This window comes from Flavobacterium sp. AJR (assembly GCF_002156885.1).
Lineage (GTDB): Bacteria > Bacteroidota > Bacteroidia > Flavobacteriales > Flavobacteriaceae > Flavobacterium.
The window spans coordinates 19591-40179 of sequence record NZ_NCWQ01000044.1 but is presented as its reverse complement, the minus strand read 5'-3'; the positions used below and the strand labels follow the sequence as shown (position 1 = coordinate 40179).

The 20589-nt window shown below is 31.6% G+C and carries 21 protein-coding genes; 11 read left to right on the top strand and 10 right to left on the bottom strand.

The genetic code is table 11. The features are described from left to right. The 4 genes from secG to groL all read left to right on the top strand — a co-directional run bounded on the left by secG (position 1) and on the right by groL (position 2905). A complete protein-coding gene (secG, locus tag B8T70_RS12930; RefSeq protein WP_039111503.1) occupies positions 1 to 342 on the top strand; it encodes a preprotein translocase subunit SecG in 342 nt (113 codons plus the stop codon). A gap of 142 nt (positions 343 to 484) precedes the next feature. Next, entirely contained in the window at positions 485 to 760 is a 276-nt protein-coding gene (gene groES, locus B8T70_RS12925) for a co-chaperone GroES (RefSeq protein WP_035623321.1), read from the top strand. An 81-nt stretch (positions 761 to 841) separates the two neighbouring features. Then, positions 842 to 1201: a four helix bundle protein gene (locus tag B8T70_RS12920; protein ID WP_086895115.1), complete on the top strand. Its 360-nt coding sequence runs from the start codon at positions 842 to 844 to the stop codon at positions 1199 to 1201. 75 nt (positions 1202 to 1276) lie between these two features. Continuing rightward, positions 1277 to 2905: a chaperonin GroEL gene (gene groL, locus B8T70_RS12915; protein ID WP_039111504.1), complete on the top strand. Its 1629-nt coding sequence runs from the start codon at positions 1277 to 1279 to the stop codon at positions 2903 to 2905. A 195-nt stretch (positions 2906 to 3100) separates the two neighbouring features. On the opposite strand, the gene B8T70_RS12910 is transcribed toward groL, so the two are convergent. The 8 genes from B8T70_RS12910 to xrtF form a co-directional block, all read right to left on the bottom strand. Further along, a complete protein-coding gene (locus B8T70_RS12910) occupies positions 3101 to 3784 on the bottom strand; it encodes a DedA family protein (protein ID WP_039111505.1) in 684 nt (227 codons plus the stop codon). Positions 3785 to 3914: 130 nt separating this feature from the next. Beyond that, a complete protein-coding gene (locus B8T70_RS12905; protein WP_240474645.1) occupies positions 3915 to 4304 on the bottom strand; it encodes a heavy-metal-associated domain-containing protein in 390 nt (129 codons plus the stop codon). A gap of 45 nt (positions 4305 to 4349) precedes the next feature. Continuing rightward, on the bottom strand, positions 4350 to 6356 hold the full coding sequence (locus B8T70_RS12900; protein ID WP_086895114.1) for a TonB-dependent siderophore receptor: 2007 nt from the start codon (positions 6354 to 6356) through the stop codon (positions 4350 to 4352). A 73-nt stretch (positions 6357 to 6429) separates the two neighbouring features. Then, positions 6430 to 6873, bottom strand: a complete 444-nt coding sequence (locus tag B8T70_RS12895) for a hypothetical protein (RefSeq protein WP_242667472.1) — start codon at positions 6871 to 6873, stop codon at positions 6430 to 6432. 30 nt (positions 6874 to 6903) lie between these two features. Further along, entirely contained in the window at positions 6904 to 8259 is a 1356-nt protein-coding gene (locus B8T70_RS12890) for an MBL fold metallo-hydrolase RNA specificity domain-containing protein (protein ID WP_086895113.1), read from the bottom strand. A gap of 43 nt (positions 8260 to 8302) precedes the next feature. After that, positions 8303 to 9133, bottom strand: a complete 831-nt coding sequence (locus B8T70_RS12885; protein WP_086895112.1) for an ATP cone domain-containing protein — start codon at positions 9131 to 9133, stop codon at positions 8303 to 8305. 61 nt (positions 9134 to 9194) lie between these two features. Beyond that, a complete protein-coding gene (locus tag B8T70_RS12880) occupies positions 9195 to 9638 on the bottom strand; it encodes an exosortase F system-associated protein (protein WP_039111509.1) in 444 nt (147 codons plus the stop codon). Continuing rightward, positions 9628 to 10164 carry an exosortase family protein XrtF gene (gene xrtF / locus B8T70_RS12875; protein ID WP_086895111.1) on the bottom strand — a complete coding sequence of 179 codons (537 nt, stop codon included), beginning with the start codon at positions 10162 to 10164 and terminating at the stop codon, positions 9628 to 9630. Before xrtF ends, B8T70_RS12880 begins: the two co-directional genes overlap by 11 nt. 71 nt (positions 10165 to 10235) lie before the next feature. Here xrtF and B8T70_RS12870 point away from each other — a divergent pair, with 71 nt between their 5' ends. The 4 genes from B8T70_RS12870 to B8T70_RS12855 all read left to right on the top strand — a co-directional run bounded on the left by B8T70_RS12870 (position 10236) and on the right by B8T70_RS12855 (position 14352). Further along, entirely contained in the window at positions 10236 to 10691 is a 456-nt protein-coding gene (locus tag B8T70_RS12870; RefSeq protein WP_086895110.1) for a GAF domain-containing protein, read from the top strand. A 44-nt stretch (positions 10692 to 10735) separates the two neighbouring features. Then, positions 10736 to 11707, top strand: a complete 972-nt coding sequence (locus B8T70_RS12865; RefSeq protein ID WP_086895109.1) for an energy transducer TonB — start codon at positions 10736 to 10738, stop codon at positions 11705 to 11707. Positions 11708 to 11795: 88 nt separating this feature from the next. Next, complete coding sequence (gene rpsO / locus B8T70_RS12860) at positions 11796 to 12062, top strand: 30S ribosomal protein S15 (RefSeq protein WP_039111513.1); 267 nt, start codon at positions 11796 to 11798, stop codon at positions 12060 to 12062. A gap of 154 nt (positions 12063 to 12216) precedes the next feature. Beyond that, a complete protein-coding gene (locus tag B8T70_RS12855) occupies positions 12217 to 14352 on the top strand; it encodes a polyribonucleotide nucleotidyltransferase (RefSeq protein ID WP_039111514.1) in 2136 nt (711 codons plus the stop codon). A 129-nt stretch (positions 14353 to 14481) separates the two neighbouring features. On the opposite strand, the gene B8T70_RS12850 is transcribed toward B8T70_RS12855, so the two are convergent. Both B8T70_RS12850 and B8T70_RS12845 read right to left on the bottom strand, forming a co-directional pair. Next, the gene (locus B8T70_RS12850) at positions 14482 to 15084 is read right to left on the bottom strand and encodes a CDP-alcohol phosphatidyltransferase family protein (RefSeq protein ID WP_123912110.1); all 603 of its coding nucleotides are present in this window, start codon (positions 15082 to 15084) and stop codon (positions 14482 to 14484) included. 4 nt (positions 15085 to 15088) lie between these two features. After that, on the bottom strand, positions 15089 to 15835 hold the full coding sequence (locus tag B8T70_RS12845) for an LA_2272 family surface repeat-containing protein (RefSeq protein WP_086895107.1): 747 nt from the start codon (positions 15833 to 15835) through the stop codon (positions 15089 to 15091). A gap of 103 nt (positions 15836 to 15938) precedes the next feature. Here B8T70_RS12845 and B8T70_RS12840 point away from each other — a divergent pair, with 103 nt between their 5' ends. The 3 genes from B8T70_RS12840 (at position 15939) to B8T70_RS12830 (ending at position 20589) form a co-directional block, all read left to right on the top strand. Beyond that, entirely contained in the window at positions 15939 to 16901 is a 963-nt protein-coding gene (locus tag B8T70_RS12840; protein ID WP_039111517.1) for a hypothetical protein, read from the top strand. A gap of 132 nt (positions 16902 to 17033) precedes the next feature. After that, complete coding sequence (locus B8T70_RS12835; RefSeq protein ID WP_123912109.1) at positions 17034 to 17792, top strand: hypothetical protein; 759 nt, start codon at positions 17034 to 17036, stop codon at positions 17790 to 17792. A 16-nt stretch (positions 17793 to 17808) separates the two neighbouring features. Beyond that, entirely contained in the window at positions 17809 to 20589 is a 2781-nt protein-coding gene (locus B8T70_RS12830) for a TonB-dependent receptor domain-containing protein (protein WP_086895105.1), read from the top strand.

Genomic DNA, 20589 nt, shown 5'->3' with positions numbered 1-20589 from the left:
ATGAGCACATTTTCAATTTTTTTAGTTTTAATCACAATAGTATGTTTTCTATTGATCGTAGTAATCATGGTTCAAAACCCTAAAGGTGGTGGATTATCTTCAACAATAAGTGGATCTCAAATGTTAGGTGGAGTTCAAAAAACAACTGACTTTTTAGACAAAAGTACTTGGACTTTGGCTACAATTTTAATTGCATTAATCTTACTTTCTAGTTTAAGTTTTACTGGTTCATTAAGCGATGTAGAATCTAAAATTATCGAGAAATCTACAACTACTGCTCCAGTCACTACGCCTGCAGCTCCAGCACAAGAAGCACCTGCTGCGACAAACCCAGCAAAATAATACATTCTTTATAAAATATAGAAATGCCAGCCTGTCAAAGCTGGCATTTTTTATAAGAAATAATGTCAGTTTTTTTAAGGTGGCATAGTTTCTGAAAGTTTATAAGCAAACAAAATTATAAACATAACATAATTATAAAATCATGACTTTAAACATTAAACCGCTTTCAGATCGCGTACTTATTGAGCCAGTTGCTGCTGAAACTAAAACTGCGTCAGGGATTTTTATTCCAGATACTGCCAAAGAAAAACCACAAAAAGGAACTGTTGTAGCCGTAGGTAATGGTACTAAAGACCATACTATGACTGTGAAAATTGGAGATACTGTTCTTTATGGTAAATATGCAGGAACCGAATTAAAACATGAAGGAATTGATTATTTGATTATGCGTGAAGATGATATCTTAGCGATAATCTAAAGGCTTTACGCTATAAGCTGTAGGCTTTAAGCTTCCTCAGTTGCTTAAAATATATTACCTAAAGCTTAATGCGAAAAAAAAATGAGAGATTTTAAGAAATATGATGTCTGGCAGTTAAGTCATTCTTTTACTTTAAAACTATATAAAATTACTTCTATATACCCAAAAGAAGAATTGTATGGATTAACAAGTCAGATTCGAAGAGCATCCTCGTCAATACCTACAAATATTAGTGAAGGATGTGGAAGAAATAGCGACAAAGAATTTAATCAGTTTCTCAATATTGCTTTGGGTTCTGCCAATGAAACAGAATATTTACTATTACTCTCAAAAGATTTAAATTACATTAGTATTGAATTATATGAACCCCTTGAAAAAGAGATAAATATAATTAAAAGCAAAATTTATAATTTAAAAAAAGCTTTAATCAATTCTATTTAAATAAAAAACAAAATTAATCAGCAGTATGAGCCTAGCTTAAAGCCTAAAGCATACTGCCTAAATCTAAAAACAAAAATGGCAAAAGATATAAAATTTGATATTGAAGCACGTGACGGATTAAAACGTGGTGTTGATGCATTGGCAAATGCAGTAAAAGTAACTTTAGGACCAAAAGGTCGTAACGTAATCATCGGAAAATCTTTTGGTGGACCAAACGTAACTAAAGATGGTGTTACAGTTGCTAAAGAAATCGAATTAAAAGACCCATTAGAAAATATGGGAGCTCAGATGGTTAAAGAAGTAGCGTCAAAAACTAATGATTTAGCTGGAGATGGTACTACAACTGCTACAGTTTTAGCTCAAGCAATTGTAAAAGAAGGTTTGAAAAACGTAGCTGCCGGAGCTAACCCAATGGATTTAAAACGTGGTATCGACAAAGCTGTTGAAGCTATCGTTGCCGACTTAGCTAAACAAGCTAAAGTAGTTGGAAGTGATTCTGAAAAAATAAAACAAATTGCATCTATTTCTGCAAATAACGACGAAGTAATTGGTGAGTTAATCGCTACTGCTTTCGCAAAAGTTGGAAAAGAAGGTGTTATTACTGTTGAAGAAGCAAAAGGAACAGATACTTTCGTAGATGTTGTAGAAGGAATGCAATTTGACAGAGGATACCTTTCTCCATATTTCGTTACAAATCCTGAAAAAATGGAAGTAGAATTAGAGAACCCATATATCCTTTTATACGACAAAAAAGTTTCTTCTTTAAAAGAACTTTTACCAGTTTTAGAGCCAGTAGCTCAATCAGGAAAACCATTATTAATTATTGCTGAAGATGTTGACGGAGAAGCTTTATCAACTCTTGTAGTTAACAAATTACGTGGAGCTCTTAAAATTGCTGCTGTAAAAGCACCTGGTTTTGGAGACAGAAGAAAAGCAATGCTAGAAGATATCGCTATCTTAACTGGCGGAACTGTAATCTCTGAAGAAAGAGGTTATACTTTAGAAAACACTACAATCGAAATGTTAGGTACTTCTAAAAAAGTAACTATCGATAAAGATAACACCACAATTGTAAGTGGTGCTGGCGAAGCTGACATGATCAAAAATCGTGTAAACCAAATTAAAGGTCAAATGGAAGCTACAACTTCTGATTATGACAAAGAAAAATTACAGGAACGTTTAGCTAAATTAGCTGGTGGTGTTGCTGTTCTTTATGTTGGTGCTGCATCTGAAGTAGAAATGAAAGAGAAAAAAGACAGAGTTGATGATGCATTACATGCTACTCGTGCTGCTGTTGAAGAAGGAATTGTTGCTGGTGGTGGAGTTGCTTTGTTAAGAGCTAAAAACGCTTTAAGCGAAATCAAAGCTGACAATGCTGATGAAGCTACAGGTATTCAAATCGTGTCTCGTGCTGTAGAAGCTCCGTTAAGAACTATCGTTGAAAACGCAGGTCTTGAAGGTTCTGTAGTTGTTGCTAAAGTTGCCGAAGGTTCTGGTGATTTTGGATACAATGCTAAAACTGACGAGTATGTAGATATGCTTAAAGCAGGGATTATCGATCCTAAAAAAGTAACTCGTGTAGCTTTAGAAAATGCTGCTTCTGTAGCAGGTATGATCTTAACTACTGAATGTGCTTTGATCGATATTAAAGAAGATAATGGAGGCGGAAACCCAATGGGTGGAGGTATGCCAGGAATGATGTAATATCCTTTCTGACTTACAAAAGTCCCGAAATAAAAAAATCCGAAGTTTATAGCTTCGGATTTTTTGTTTTAATACCTATCGTATTTTTTCTACTATCTCTTCTTTAGCAATTTATTAAAGCTAAAAAGTTGTTATGATAACAATCATAAATAAAAAAATCCGAAGTTTAAGCTTCGGATTTCTTAGTTTTAATATCTATTGTATTTTATCTGCTGGTCTTTTCTTTAGTAGTTTCATTAAAACTGGAAAAGTCGTTATGATAACAATAATTATAATGATGTATTCAATATGCTGCTTTAAGTCAACTCCTTGTTTCAAAAACACACCGTAAAGATAGTGTCCTGAAAATATCAGAATGAAAGCCCATAAAAATGAACTTAAAATATTGTAGAACATAAATTTCTTTTTGTCCATAGATACAATTCCTGCAACTATAGGAGCAAATGTTCTAAAAATTGGTAAAAAACGAGCATAGATTATAGCTTTACCTCCGTATTTTTCAAAGAAATCTTTTGATTGTAACAAGTATTTTTTCTTAAACCAAAATGTATCTTCTTTTTTAAATAAATAATAACCGCTTTTGGCTCCAAACCAATATCCAGTCATATTACCAAAAATTCCAGAAATAGCCACCATTAAAGAGAGCAAAAAAACATTTATAAAGTCGCTTTCGATATAAACCATATTCTGGATTAAATCACGGCTATAAATTCCTGCTAAAAAAAGTAAGCTATCACCTGGTAAAAAGAAACCTGCAAAAAGTCCTGTTTCGGCAAAAACTATAAATATAACAATGTATAAACCAATTTGAAATCCACCAATGGTAAGGGTAATATAAAACTCAGGATTGATTAATTGAGTCCAATCAAAATTATTCATATAAGCGATTTATTCGTTAAATTTATAAGTTGGTGAAAGTAATAATAAATTAGTTTAGCCACAATAAATTGGCATATTTTAAAGTTTTATTAACGCTATAAAAAGTCAAATTCACACTTGCTCTCTAATATTATTTTCTTTCATATTGGCAACACGTCGGAAGTCCATCATAAACATCTTGCGTAGTCTTCGCAGCATCAGTATCATGACCTACTTTGGCAATAGCATTTTTTACATCTACAAGTGAAGTTTTCTCTTCATTCAAGATTAAATTTAATTTATGGGTACTAATATCCCATGTTGCCGATTTCACTCCCGAAACACTAAAAGCTGCTTTTTCTATTCGCTTTTTACAATCCTCGCAATTACCACTTACTTCTGTCTCGTATTTTGCATTCTTATTCTTTTTCTCTTGTGCCTGAGCAGCAAATGAGAAAAGTGTCACCAGTAAAACTATTATTACATTATTACTCATCATTTTTCTATTATTTTTTGGGAGTTCATAAATCTTCGATTTCATTTTGTTTTATTTTTAAGGGTTTATTAAATTATATTTAAGTTGTTTTTATTTTATTTTAAATCGTAATCCTGCATAATACATTTGTCCAAAAACCGGAGCATAGACAATCGACGCATCAAAATCTGGCCCAAACGGATTATCACTACCTAAGATAGCCTTGTCTTGTCGGTAATTTCCAATATTCTCCCCTCCTACATACACTTCAAAAGTATCCGAAAAAACTCTTGTTACTTGTGCATTCATCAAAGAGTATGAAGGTGAAAACTCAGGCAATCTATCCTTTTCTGGATTTGAAGCTGTGTTGGGTAATTGCTGTTGTCCAATCCAATTAAAAGTATAGTCCATTTTCCATTGCTTTCCGTCAACAAGATTTGTTTCATATTCCAGATTACCAAAAAAACGATGTTTTGCTTGCAACGGTCTTGCGTAATTTCCAGATAAATAATCTGTTCGAATATCATAATATTTATAAGCCGAACGGAAATTAAAATTCTTTAATAATTCATAATTAAACTCAACTTGCAAACTATTAGCATATGATTTTCCGTTTAAATTATAGAATAAAACTTCCTGTGGACTTTGCATTACATCTACAACAACCTGATTTTGAAAATCGGTTCTGTATAAATCAAAAACAACTTCGGCATGTCTATCAAAAAGAGAAAATCTTTGTGAAAAGCTCAACCCATAATTCCAAGCGATCTCAGGATTCATTCCGTAAATTTTACCGCTATTATCAAGAATCGAGAATACTCTTGAACTAGCAAAGAGTTGCTGATTCTCGGCAAAAATGTTAGCCGAACGTTTTCCTCTTCCTGCTGAGAATCTCAAAACTGCTTTTTCCCAAGGGTTGTACCTTACATGCAAACGTGGTGTTACAAAAGTTCCCAACCGATTATGGTTATCTATTCTTCCACCTAAAATAATACTGAAGTTATCCGTGTTGTCATATGTATATTCAAAGAAAGCTCCAACAGAATTATCGATTCGGCTATAATCAGTTACATTCACAAACTCCTGGTATTGATCGTATGTAAAGTTTAATCCTGCTGCGAATTTATTCTTTGTATTATCGATAATAGAATTAAAAATCAAATTAGAATAATAACTATTCTGCTTGATATTATAATCATTTAAACCATAGTATGATTTCTGATTATGACTATTAAATGCGTTCTGAAAACCAATACTCTGAAAAGGCATATCTGGAAAAATATAACCTATTTTGGTCGAAACATCAATTCGCTCTGTATTTATTTCAGATCCCCAATAATTAGTTGTGCCTTTATCTCGATCTTTATCAAAGTCAAGTTCGCCCGTTTGCTTTTTGTCATTCATATACCTAAGATTAACAAAACCAACCCAACCTTTCTCGGCATTAGTATATTGATAACGATTTAGAATATTGATTTGCTTCGCTAATGGATTATCCATAAATCCATCATCATTCATATCGGTTTTTGCAACACGCGCGTTACCATGAACCAACAAACTTGTTGCCCATTTATCCGAAAGTTGCTTAGTAAAATGCGTATTTAATTCAAATCGTGAATCGGTAGAGCCATAAGCATTCAGGAAGAACGGGATATCACTCATCGGCTTTAACAACTCTGTGTTTATTTGTCCGGAAATACTTTCGTAACCATTTACAACACTTCCAGCTCCTTTGGTTATCTGAATACTTTCGACCCAAGTTCCTGGTGTAAATGACATTCCATAGGCTTGAGAAGCTCCACGAACTGATGGAACATTCTCTTCAGTAATCATTAAATATGGACTCGTAAGCCCCAACATTTTAATTTGCTTCGTTCCCGTTAATGCATCCGAAAAGTTAACATCAATAGATGGATTAGTTTCAAAACTTTCGGCAAGATTACAACAAGCTGCTTTAAGCAATTCTTTACTTGTTATAAGCGAAGTATTTCCTGTAAGTGTATATGATTTTTTAATTCCTTTTTGCTTTTTAGTAATCTTAACTTCTTCCAATTTTTCTTGCGCAAAAACAGGAATACAAAGCAAAAGCATAGCAAAAAGTGCTATATTTTTTTTCATGAGAATAATTTTAATGTTTAAAAAAAGTAGATTCAAACCATACTGAATGATTTGACTTTAAAAAACATTAAAATCAGGCGTAAAATATATATTGGTGATAGAGTTTAAATAGCGGAGGTGCATGAGCATCGCTATAATATGCAATTATCTGTTTGTTTTTAAAACTCGGAATAGAGAAAAAAGCAACAGTTTTAAATTCTTGTAGTGTAAAAGGAAAATCAAACTGAAACAAGAATGTTTTAATCGTAGCTGTATCTGACTTTTTCTCAAAATGGACTACTTTATCTTTACAGCAGGATGATTTTTTTTCGGAAGTAATTCCACAACATGTTTTTGTTGGTGGAGCCTCTACAGTTTTGTTTAATGAAATTGAAGCTAATTTGTCGCCACAATAATGCACATCAAAAGCTAGCCCTACATTGCAAACCAATAGTAGAAATGCTAAAAATAAACTAGTGCATTTTTTTATATTCATATCGTCTGCAAAATTAGCATTATAATCAATTCTTAAAATCAAATTCTTGTTAAAAATTTCAAAAAGTACCTTTTACAAGTCAAACTCCTGCCCCATTAAAGGAATAGAGCAATTAAAACCGTATTTCTCTTTAATTTTTATACGAAGCGCATCTGCAGGAACATTTTCTCCATGAACCAGAAAAACTTTTTTAGGCTTATTTTCTAATGCCGAAAGCCAAAGGAGCAAATCATCCTGATCGCCATGAGCAGAAAGTCCCGCTATTTCTAAAATCTTAGCTTTAACTGGGAAATATTTACCTCTAATTTTAATTTCATTATCACCTTCTAATAACTTTCTACCACGAGTTCCTTCGGCTTGATAACCAACAATAATTACCGTTGTTTCACGCAATCCGATATAATGTTCAAAATAATTTAGAACCCTTCCTCCTGTTGCCATTCCGCTTGCCGCAATAATAACCTTTGTACTTTTATTATAAATAATATCCATCGTTTCCTGATAATCCGAAACTAGAGAAAACATTTTGGCCATACCTGTACATTCTTCCATCGTTAATTTATGCCATTCTCTATTATTCATAAAGATTTCTAAGGCACTAATTCCCATTGGTGTATCAATAATATAAGGAATATTCGGGATCCTACCTTCTTTCTTAAGCTGCCACAACAAATACATTACACTTTGTGCTCGCTCTACAGCAAAACTAGGAATGATAACTGTTCCCTTTTTCTGAAATGTAGCATTGATGTATTTTTCCAGTTCATCTTTAGCATCGATATCTGGATGCAATCGGTTTCCGTAAGTACTTTCTAAAAATATATAATCAGCAGTTTTAGGTTTTTCTGGAGGATATAACAGTACATCATTATCACGACCGATATCTCCCGAAAAAACTAGTGTTTTTTTCTCAACTATTAATGCAATGCTACAAGCTCCCATAATATGTCCCGCAGTAAAAAAAACTGCTGAAATATCTGCTTCTAAAAGAAATGGTTCATTTACTGTTACCACTCTAAAAAGCGGGAAGACTTTCCTGGCTTGTTCCACTGTATAAAGTGGTTCTGCTATTTCATGTTTAGAATATTGCTCTTCGTTAGCTTTATTAGCTTCTTCTTCCTGAATCTTAGCACTATCCAGAAGAATAAGCTTGGCTATTTCTTTTGTAGGACCAGAACAATATATTTTCCCTTTAAATCCCTGGTATACCAATCTCGGCAACCAACCACAATGATCTAAATGCCCATGTGTAAGCAACACAAAATCTATAGTTGAAGGTAAAATAGGCAAAGGTTCCCAGTTGAGTTCCCGCAAAGGTTTTATCCCCTGAAACTGCCCACAATCAATTAAAATTCTAACCCCATTACTCTCAATCAACGTTTTTGAACCTGTTACTGTTCCCGCACCTCCAATGAATTTGACTTTCATTTTATTTGAATTTAAATTACACCGACAACAAAAAGCAATACTTTCAAGAATACCTACATAATTCTGAGGCCTCTTTTGTAACACTTTTTATTCTTTGAGAACTCAATCCAATTTCTTCTAAACAACTGCGGTTATTCAACAATTCTTTAACCAAAATCACATCCAAAGCCAATAATTTATCCTTTTCGGCCAAGGCAAGTGTGGTTAAACAAGTTATAGGATATAGATTATTATTCTCATTCTTTGTTCTCAAGTTATTGTTCGCAGGATAATCCCAACTTAATAAATTTAATCCTGAACACGCTCCAAAAGTCATCGCATCCAATGTAAATCGATTATTGGTAACTATCCAACACTCTGAGATAACATCTTTGTCTGTAAAAACAGGATGTTTCCTTTCTTTAATATCATTAAATCGGGATAGAATATACATTGGCACTTTTACATCTGTAGATGCTTCTTTTCCCATATGAAACTTACATTCTACCATTGCAATGACATCATTCTTTTTTATCAGGACATCTATTTCATGAGTAACACATTTACCTTGCAAAGTCAAATTAGTCTTTGTTTCATAATTTTCTTTAGAAAAAAGTCTGGCAATATATTTTTCGAAGTAAAAACCAGCAGGTCCTAATAACTGAATGGCTTCTTTTAGGTTATAACGTGCCGCATGCGAATGGGATATTTTTCTTAACAACTTAAAAGCCATCTTATAGATTCTCTTGGTCGAAATCCCCTCGTACATTTCTTTCTCTATCATTTGTAAAACATCCTGAACAACTGATTGATTTGCACCAGAATTCAAAAGAGATTTCTCTAATTTCTTTCTATCAAAAACAACAGTATCTCCTGATTTTTTTACAACTTTCATTTATTTTTTGATTTGAAAATTAAACAAATACAAATCGACTAATAAAGGTACGAAAAAAGGGCTATTTATTTATTTTTTGATAATAAAATCCAGGAATAAACAACAGTATAAGAATAGGTTGAATTAAAAAACGACGTACATAAAAAAGAATCAAATTATTATGGTTGCCATAAAAATAAATAATACAATAGAAAGCAATAATGAGGATAAGAAAAAACAGAACATATAAAACCGAAGCAAACTTAACCAGTTCTGTTTCTCTAAAAATAACATAAATTATTCCTAATGATATAATCGTATTTAAGAAATACCTAAATAACAATCCCAAAAACAATTGAATCGAATTGAATTCAGGCAAAGGAAGTTCTTTATAATCCCTCTCGAAATAAACGAGAAAAGGATCATAAAATAATTGATTTTCGTATGCTCTTATGCCTGCCAGAAGAAACACAAACACAATTAAGAGAAAAATTCTTGATTTATTTTGAAGAATATTATTTAGCATATTTTGAAAATTTACTTACCCAAATAATCCACAAAATAAAAACTACTCCATAAATAACCAATGGAAAAAGCACACCATGTAAGAGATGTGTTTTCTCTGGAAAATAATATAACAATCCTGCTAATGAAGCGATTCGGCAAATATTAAGAATATAAATAAAAAAACTTCCTCCCAGAATATAAAACAATGTCGGCTTTAATTTACCTGAAAAAGCGACTATAAAAGCGACAAACAAAATAATCACGCTAATCGCATTACAACCTTCTACAATTACAGCAACTACTTCCCGATTGTAGAATATCTGTAAATATGGCTCTGAGGGAATTTCATCAACCCTAGCATCATTATTAAATAATTGTAATAACCACTCGGTATGCTTGCCTACTAATTTTGTTATTCCATCTATTTTATCATTCTCAAAACTACCCAAATAGAATTGATAAACTAATGTCAATAGAATATAAGTCCCAAAAAATGTACCTATAAAAAGAAGAAAAGGCTTGTACTGGATTAAATATTTTTTCAAGAGAAATTTTTAACAAATTTATGTATTTTTTGAATTTGGCTTTAAATACTTTTGTATAAAAACTAAATAAGATGACTTTTCAGGAATTACAACCAAAAATAACTGCAATTGTAGCAGATACAAATCAGTCTAGAGACGAAAAACTATTAAACATTTGTCAATTATTAAGCGACAATGTTGACTATTATAACTGGGTTGGATTTTATTTTGCCAATCACGAAAATAAAACATTGCATTTAGGACCGTACGTAGGAGCTGAAACTGATCATACTGTAATTCCTTTTGGAAAAGGAATCTGCGGACAAGTTGCTGAAAGCAATGCTAATTTTGTAGTTCCAGATGTTGCCGCTCAAGACAATTATATTGCTTGTAGTTTTACCGTAAAATCTGAAATCGTGGTTCCTTTATTTGTTGACGGAGTAAATATTGGTCAAATTGATATTGATAGTCATGTTATTGACCCTTTTACAGAAGCTGACGAAATATTTTTAGAGTTTGTAAATTTGGAAGTTGCGAAATTGTATTAAAAATACTATTATATTTGTTTTTTATTCTTAAAAACCAAATACAAATGAAATCTGGTCTTTCCTATTATTATTTTACGATTGCATTATTCTTATTAGTAACTACAAAACTATTAGCTCAAGCTCCAACACCAGTAAGCAAATTAGTTTACTTAGATTCTATGTGGGCAGAAACCTCAGAAGGAAACCACAAATATGTAAGACTTATTGAAGAATATTATTCGGATAAAAAAGCTTATATTTTTAAGGATTTCTATAAATCGAAAGCTATAAAGATGATTAGTACTTCATCTGATAAAGACATAATAAGAAAAGAAGGACAATCTGTTTATTATTATGAAAATGGAAACAGAGAAACATCTGTTAGCTATTCTGATGGAAAAAAAACTGGAAAAGAATACAATTGGTACGATAACGGAAATTTAAAATCTGAAATCGAATATTTCGAAAACAAAGAAAAAATTGTTGAGTTTAAAATTAACAACTATTGGAATCTTCAAAAAGAACAAAAAGTATCAGAAGGAAATGGCGATTATGAAGATATCGACGACAATGGAAATGAAGAAAGCGGAAAAGTAAAAAATGGATTCCCTGATGGAACCTGGAAAGGGAAAAGTAAAAAAAGCAAATATACTTTTGTCGAGAACTATGAAAATGGTAAATTAATTTCGGGAGTAAGTACTGACTCTTTAAACATTGAACATCCATACACTATTATATTTCAAGCTCCAGCACCTAAAAAAGGAATTAATTCTTTTTATAGTTATGTTGCAAAAGCAATGTACATCCCTAATGAAGCTAGAAATAAAGTTTCGGGAAAAATATATTTATCCTTTATAGTAGACAAAGAAGGAAAATTAGTTGAACCTCGAATCCTAAAAGGAATTGGTTACGGATTAGACGAAAACGCAATTAGCGTGATTAAACACGCTAAAAATTGGAATCCGGGGACTAAAAGAGGAATTCCCATAAGAGTTCTGTACACATTACCTATAACAATTAGAAAAAATACTCAATAAAATTTATTTTTAGAGAAAAAAGTACTATTTTTGCACCCGTCTTACAAAAGTTGTATGACATACATAAAAATCATTAAATAATATTGGAATGTATTTAACTAAAGAAAAAAAGGAAGAGATTTTTGCACAACACGGTGATGTTACAAACACTGGAAAAGCTGAAGGTCAAATCGCATTGTTCACTTACAGAATTTCACACTTAACTGAACACTTGAAAAAAAATCGTCACGATTATAACACTGAGCGTTCACTTGTACTTTTAGTAGGTAAAAGAAGAGCTTTGTTAGATTACTTGAAGAAAAAAGAAATCAACAGATATCGTGAGATTATCAAAGTATTGAATATCAGAAAATAATCAATATAAAAAAGAGGTGCGAGAGTGCCTCTTTTTGTTTTTACACAAACAAAGAAAAAAAGTTTGGTTTTTCATTGGGTTTTAGGCATTAACTACGCACAACAACAACTACAACACAACTAAAACCCATTGTATAACCAATAAGGAAAAATTTATGATTCCACAATTATTTGTAGAAAAAATCGATTTAGGTGATGGCAGAAGCATCACAATCGAGACAGGACGTTTAGCTAAACAAGCTGATGGTTCTGTAGTAGTAAGAATGGGCGATACGATGATACTTGCAACAGCAGTATCTGCACGTAGCGCTAACCCAAATGTTGATTTTTTACCATTAACGGTAGATTATCGCGAAAAATTTGCAGCAGCTGGTCGTTTCCCAGGAGGTTTCTTCAAGAGAGAAGCTCGTCCAAGCGATAGCGAGGTATTAACAATGAGATTAGTTGACCGTGTTTTACGTCCGCTTTTCCCAGATGATTACCATGCTGAAACACAAGTTATGATTCAATTAATGTCTCATGACGAAACTGTTATGCCTGATGCTTTAGCTGGTTTAGCTGCATCTGCAGCATTAGCAGTTTCAGATATTCCTTTTTACAACTTAATTTCTGAAGTACGTGTTGCACGTATTGACGGAAAATTTGTAATTAACCCAAGTAGAGAAGACTTAGCAAAATCTGACATCGACATGATGATTGGAGCTTCTATGGACTCAGTTGCGATGGTTGAAGGAGAGATGAAAGAAATTTCAGAAGCTGAAATGGTAGAAGCAATTAAATTTGCTCACGAAGCTATTAAAGTTCAAATCCAAGCACAATTACGTTTGCAAGCTGCTTTTGGTAAAAAAGAAATTCGTACTTACGAAGGTGAGAAAGAAAACGAAGAAATTTATAAAAAAGTAAAAGCCGCAGCATACGATAAAATTTATGCTATTGCAAAAGTTGGTTCGGCTAAACACGAAAGAACTGCTGCATTTGCTGAAGTAAAAGAAGAAGTAAAAGCTTTATTTACTGAAGAAGAATTAGCTGCTGATGGAGATTTAGTTTCTAAATATTTCTACAAAACAAACAAAGAAGCTGTTCGTAACGTAGTATTAGAATTAGGTGTTCGTTTAGATGGTAGAAAAACTACAGATATCAGACCAATCTGGTGTGAAATTGATTATTTACCAAGAGTTCACGGTTCTTCTTTATTTACACGTGGAGAAACTCAAGCATTGGCTACAGTAACTTTAGGAACTTCTAGAGAAGCTAACCAAATTGATTCTCCATCTGAACAAGGTGAAGAGAAATTCTACTTACACTATAACTTCCCTCCTTTCTCGACTGGTGAAGCAAAACCTCTAAGAGGAACTTCAAGAAGAGAAGTTGGTCACGGTAACTTAGCTCAAAGAGCTTTAAAAAACATGATCCCTGCTGATTGTCCTTACACTATCCGTATTGTATCTGAGGTTTTAGAATCTAACGGTTCTTCTTCTATGGCTACAGTTTGTGCTGGAACAATGGCTTTGATGGATGCTGGAGTTCAAATGGTAAAACCAGTTTCTGGAATTGCTATGGGATTAATTACTGACGGTGATAAATTTGCTGTATTGTCTGACATTTTAGGTGATGAAGATCACTTAGGAGACATGGACTTTAAAGTAACTGGAACTGCTGACGGTATTACAGCTTGCCAGATGGATATTAAAATTGATGGTTTACGTTATGATATCATGGAGCAAGCTTTAGGGCAAGCACGTGAAGGACGTTTACACATTTTAGGAAAACTAACTGAAACTATTGCTGCTCCAAGAGCAGACGTTAAAGCGCATTCTCCAAAAATCATCACTAGAACTATTCCTGGAAACTTTATTGGAGCATTAATTGGACCTGGAGGAAAAGTAATTCAAGAATTACAAAAAGCTACTGGAACAACTATTGTAATCAATGAAGTTGATGAACAAGGTGTTATCGAAATCTTAGGTACAGATCCTGCAGGAATTGAAGCTGTTTTAGCTAAAATTCAATCTATTACTTTCAAACCTCAAATGGGCGAAGCTTACGAAGTTAAAGTAATTAAAATGCTTGATTTTGGAGCTGTAGTAGAATATACTGCTGCACCAGGAAACGAAGTTTTACTTCACGTATCAGAGCTAGCTTGGGAACGTACTGAAAATGTTACTGATGTAGTTAACATGGGAGACGTTTTTCAAGTTAAATACCTTGGACTTGATCCTAAAACAAGAAAAGAAAAAGTGTCAAGAAAAGCACTTCTTCCAAGACCTCCACGTGAGGAGAAAAAAGAGTAATCAGATCTTAGTTTACTAAAGGTTTATTCATAGAAAACCCCAATTCATTTGCTTGAATTGGGGTTTTTCGTTTTAATTTAACACATCTAAATATTACACAAAACTCATCCTGCAATCCATTTTAAACAATTACCCATTAAACCATCTGTGCCTTTTAATTGTTTTTCCTTCCCGAATTAAATAAGCATGATAAGAACTCGGAACATCATGCGTCCATTTAGGTAAAAAATAAATGATCAGGTAAACATCAATATGCCCTACTATCCCAAAAAATACTGCAAGAAAAAAAGGAATTCCAGCATGACCAAAACCAATCATAGAGACAAATGCAACTAATAATGTTACTCCCCATAATTTAGATAAAATAGCATGTGTACATGTTTCTTTTCCGAATTTTAGAATACTAAAAACATACGTTAAACCTTCCATTACAAAAATTGAAATAATAGCATATTTATGGTCACGGATTATTTCTGGATTTAATAACCAAGTACACCAACCCACACAGAGCCAAAAAACTAAATCTACCTGACTATCCATGCGGCGTAATTTTTCTGACGAAACACCCACTTTACGAGCAATTATACCATCAAAAATATCTGTCAACAAGCCCAATATCATCAACAAGACTAAAACCAATCTAACATAAGCAAAATAATTGTTTGCTATTGCAATCATTACAAAACCCAACATTAATCGAGTCATAATAAGCAAAAAACGAACTTTTTTCATGATTCTACCAATTTAAAAAAGGCATTGTCCTTTTATCATTCACATTCCAAAGCCCTAACTGAAAACCTTTAGAATTTGATTTATTAAAAACACCTATCTGTAACCCTTTATTAATTTTAGCCTTATTAAAAACTCCAACATGCAATCCGTTCAACTGATATGATTTGTTGTAAACGCCAATCGCAGAACCTGCTAAATTATTATTTGCACTATACAATCCTATTGAAATTCCATTCTGATTATCTGCAATTGTACCCAAAACAGTAACCGAAAGTCCGTTAAAATTATTGAATTTGTTTCCTGCAGAAATATTTAATCCATTCATACTGGTGGTTGTAAAAAAACATCCGGAACTAACATTCAAACCATTCAATTTTAAATAAGGCGTATAATTCATGTTTTTAATTTTATAATCTTCTTCAGTAGATTTTAAAGCATCTTCTTTTTTATGATTTTCGATTACTTTATCAATATACATTAAACACATAAAAGCATATAAAGCTCCAGCAGCTGGCGCTGGGTTTGCTTCTATATTTATCCCATTAATTGTTTGAGACTTTATATGTCTATTTTCAACATGTCCAACCCCAAGAGCTAATCCGTTTACTTTATTTACTTTTTTAGAAATTGGAGATAGGCTAAAAATTTTCGAGTGCTGCGCAATAGAATCAATAGTCTGAATTCTAATTGTATCCTGAGCATATATTCCTCCAAAACCAAATAATAAGGATACCAAAATTGATGTTTTCATAAATCATTATTTTAAAATTACAGGACAAACCTATCGCAATAATCACATATAAATTTGCTTAAATCAATAAAACTATTTCTTATATTTGTGATTATCGCAAATTATGAAATATCAAGAATCATTTCTAAAAGCAATTAGAAGTAAAGTTTCTAAGTCAGCCTCTTTAATAGATGAAGTCGCCTCTGTTTTAGAGATTAGCTATGATGCATCGCACCGAAGAATATCCGAAAAAAGTAAATTTTCGATAGACGAAACCATCAAACTTGCAGATCATTTTAATATTTCGTTAGATAATTTATTTTCAAAAAAAGAAAAAGTTATTGTTGAAAAAACAATTGAAATAGAGACATTAAAAGATATGCTTCAGTATTTCAAAACTTCGGCAGAACAAATTGAATTTTTAACCAAAAATCCAAAAACTACTCTTTTTTATTCCGCCAAGGATATTCCGTTATTCTATTTTATGGAAGGAACTATCTTATCAAAATTCAAAGCTTTTGTATGGCTGAATCTTTTAAATACTAAACAGAAGAAAGTTACTTTTGAAAATTTTGTAATCGAAGAATCCTTTACCGAATACATGCAAAAATTGAAAAATGTTTATGAAAATGCTATTGTAAATGAGATATGGAATGACACCACGATAAACAGTAGTCTGCAGCAAATTTTATATTTTTATGAAGCTGGTTTACTTAATCTTAAAAATGCAAATGCACTATGTAAAGACTTAAAAAGGATCATTAATTCTATTCAGGAAAAAGGCAATAAACCAAATTCTAATTTCACTATATACTACAACGAGTTAATATTATTAAACAATAATATGCTCATAGAAACCGAAGAAAAACTAACCATGTTTGTTCCTTATACCTTACTCGGTTATTTTATTACTGATAATGTAGATAGTTGCAAAAACGTACATCAATTCTTTAAGCAGCAAATTATCAACTCAAAGTCTTTAGGCGCTTCGGGAATCAAAGAGCAAAATTCATTCTACAATCGAGCCAATCGAAAAATAGATTATTATGTCGAGAAAATAAATTCTCAGGTAGACCTACTGTTTTAAAGGAATAATCATTTTTTTTAGTTTTTGGAGTAGTTATTTTATTACTATTTAACACATTTACGTGATATTTATAACATTTTTTTAATACTTTTGAAATTAAGCAAGAAATTAACTTTATATCAAAAGATACAGTTGAAAAATTCCCAAAACAAACTAACATTACTATTACTTGGCGTTATCATAAGCATTAATGCTTTACATTCTCAAACAAACAAAGAAACTTCTATACATAATTTGTTTGATAAAGCCATAGGTAAAGAAAATTTAGCAATATACAATGGCTCACGCCATGTGAACTATTACAGAACAATAGATAACAGCCATAGTTATTATTTTTCAAATAACTTTAGTATTGGAAATCTTAACTATGAAGGTCAAGACTATAATAACCTTGATCTTAAATACGATGTTAATAATGATGTTCTGGTCTTAAAAGCCACTGGCGAATTTGACTACCTAGGAATTAATGTTATAAAAGAAAAAACAGCTAGTTTTAGCATTAATAATAAGAATTTTATTAATGTAAACTACAACAATCCTACATGTCCAGACTACATGAATGGTTATTATCAAGAAATTATTTATTCTCCAGATGATGTTCTTTATATTAAACATCATAAAAACAGAGGAAAGATTATTGATAATAAAAGAATTTCTGATGTAGCTAACCAAAATACATTTGATGAATTTATTGAGAAGAATGATTTTATCCTAAAACACAAAGGCAACTATTATAAAATAAGTTCCAAAAGTGATATTATCAAAATATTTCCCGAGTCTAAAAGTAAAATAAAAAATTATTACAATAACTATTCTCAGTTAGAGGAATCGGATAAGAAAATTTTCATTGAAAATCTAATAAAAGAAATCAACAGTACTCCCTCTAACTAATGTATTCAATTAAAAAATGAGAAAAATTATACTAACCCTATTTTTATTAACTTTTCATGCGTTATCATTTAGTCAAGAAAAAGGAAATAAAATATCCATTGAATTTAATAACGTTGATTTAAAAACTGCATTAGAGAAAATTGAAAAAACTACAGATTATAAATTTTATTTTGATACAAATTGGCTTAATACTGTTGATGCCGTCTTAATTAATAAAAATTATGTAAATACTTCGGTTGAAGATATATTAGATAATCTTTTTGAGAAGACTAATCTGAATTATTTTATTTCTGACAAAAAAATAATTCTAACAAAAAACAGCATCATTCACAATTCGCTACCCAACGATTATTTTGGGTCTTCATCAACTCCACAAATAGATAAAACTGAGAATAAAGACTCTGCAAAACCAATATTTCATCAACAATATGATACAATAATACACAACAATATTAATTCTGGCATAACTTACATTGGTAAAGAAAAAAAGGGAGGAGAATTAAAATCATATACTCTTTCTGGTTTTATAAAAAATGAAAAAACAAAAAAACCTCTTTCTAACGTTACGATTAGAATACGTGATAAAAACACAAGCACAGTTACCAATAATGAAGGATACTACACTATTGAAGTTCCCTATGGTCTTAATTATATTGAAATAGAGTCAATCAGTCACAAAAAAAATACGGAGACTGTCATGATTTATGGCAATGGAAAACTAGACGTAACTCTTTATGAGAACATAAATGAATTAGATGAAGTTATCATAAAGAAAGACGCAAATAAAAACGTAAAGAATGTCATTGCTGGAGTTTCTACTATAGATGTAGAAGGAATAAAGAATGTTCCTCTAGTTCTTGGAGAAAGAGACATTTTTAGAGTAGCTACAACTTTACCGGGAATAAAAACTACCGGAGAAGGTTCTGCTGGTTTCAATGTTAGAGGAGGTAAAGATGATCAAAATCTTATCCTTTTAGATAATGCCGTTTTATATAATACATCTCATTTTTTAGGATTTTTCTCTGCAGTCAATCCTTATACTACCAGTAAAGTGGATATTTATAAAGGAAGTATTCCTGCTCGATTTGGAGGCAGACTATCCTCTGTTTTTGACATTACAACAAAAAATGGTAATCCGGAAAAATTTTCTGGAGAGGGAGGAATTGGATCTGTAACAAGTAATCTTTCTATAGGAACTCCTGTTATAAAAAATAAATCTAGCTTGTTAGTTGGTGTAAGAGCTACTTATTCTGAGTGGATTTTGAAAAAAATAGATAATGAATCTTTAAATAATAGCCAAGCTGCATTTTTTGATGGTATTCTAAAATACAATCATAAAATAAATACCAACAATACTATTGAATCTACCTTGTATTACAGCAAAGATCGTTTTAGTATCTCTTCAGATTCTGTTTATAAATATAGTAATGCCCTAATTTCATTAAAATGGAACCATGCATTTAATAACAAAAGTAAAGCTGACTTAATTTTTACAAATAGTGAATACAAATTTAATATCGACTATGATAATGGAGGAATGAATTCTTTTGATTACGGTTATAAATTAAATGAAACTCAAGTTATATTAAATGGTAATTATACACCAAATAATAAGCACGCTTTTAATTATGGAGTTTCAAGCAAACTGTATAATGTTGAACCTGGATATCTCAACCCAAAAAATCCCAACTCTACATTAATTCCAATAACTATAGCTGACGAAAAAGCAGTAGAATCTGCCGTTTACATTTCGGACAATTATAATCTAAGCGAAAAAATATTAGTTAGTATGGGGCTGCGTTATTCAACATATTCGGCATTAGGAGAATCAACACAAAGAGTTTACGGAGATAATACTCCTGTTAATGATAATACCGTTGTTGGCACCCAATATTACAAAAAAAATGAAGTGATTAAAACTTATGGCGGATTTGAACCTAGACTAGCAGTACGTTATTTATTTACTGATGATTTCTCTGTAAAAGCAAGCTATGACAAAACGTACCAATACATTCACCTATTAACCAATAATACGACTCAATCACCTACAGATGCATGGAAGTTATCTGGCTTACACATTGCTCCACAAGATGCTCAACAATTCTCATTAGGTTTTTACAAAAATCTTGATAATGATAATATTGAACTTAGTTTGGAAGGATATTATAAAAAATCTAACAATTTACTAGATTATAAAGTTGGAGCCGATTTAGTCTTAAACAAAAACACAGAAACACAATTATTACAAGGTGAAGGGAAAGCTTATGGAATTGAATTGTTACTTAAAAAAAATGCAGGAAAACTTAATGGTTGGTTAGGATATACCTATTCCCGTACTTTTATAAAATTAGACACTCAGTTTAATGAGGAAAAAGTAAACAACGGAGATTATTTTCCAACAAATTTTGATAAACCTCATGAGATAAGTGCTGTATTAAATTATAAGTTCACGAAGAGATATAGCGTATCAAGTAATTTTGTATATCAATCAGGAAGACCAATTACCTACCCTATCGGGAGTTATATATACAACGGGATGGAATATACCGTATATAGTGATCGAAATAAATACAGAATACCAGACTATTATCGATTGGATATTGGTTTTAATATAGAAGGAAATCATAAAATTAAAAAATTAACACATAGTTTCTGGAACATATCTATCTATAATGTATTAGGAAGAAATAATCCATATTCTATCTTTTTTGTAACAGCAAATGGAGAAATTAAAGCATACAAAACCTCCATTTTTTCTGTTCCTATTCCTACGATAACTTATAATATTAAATTTTAA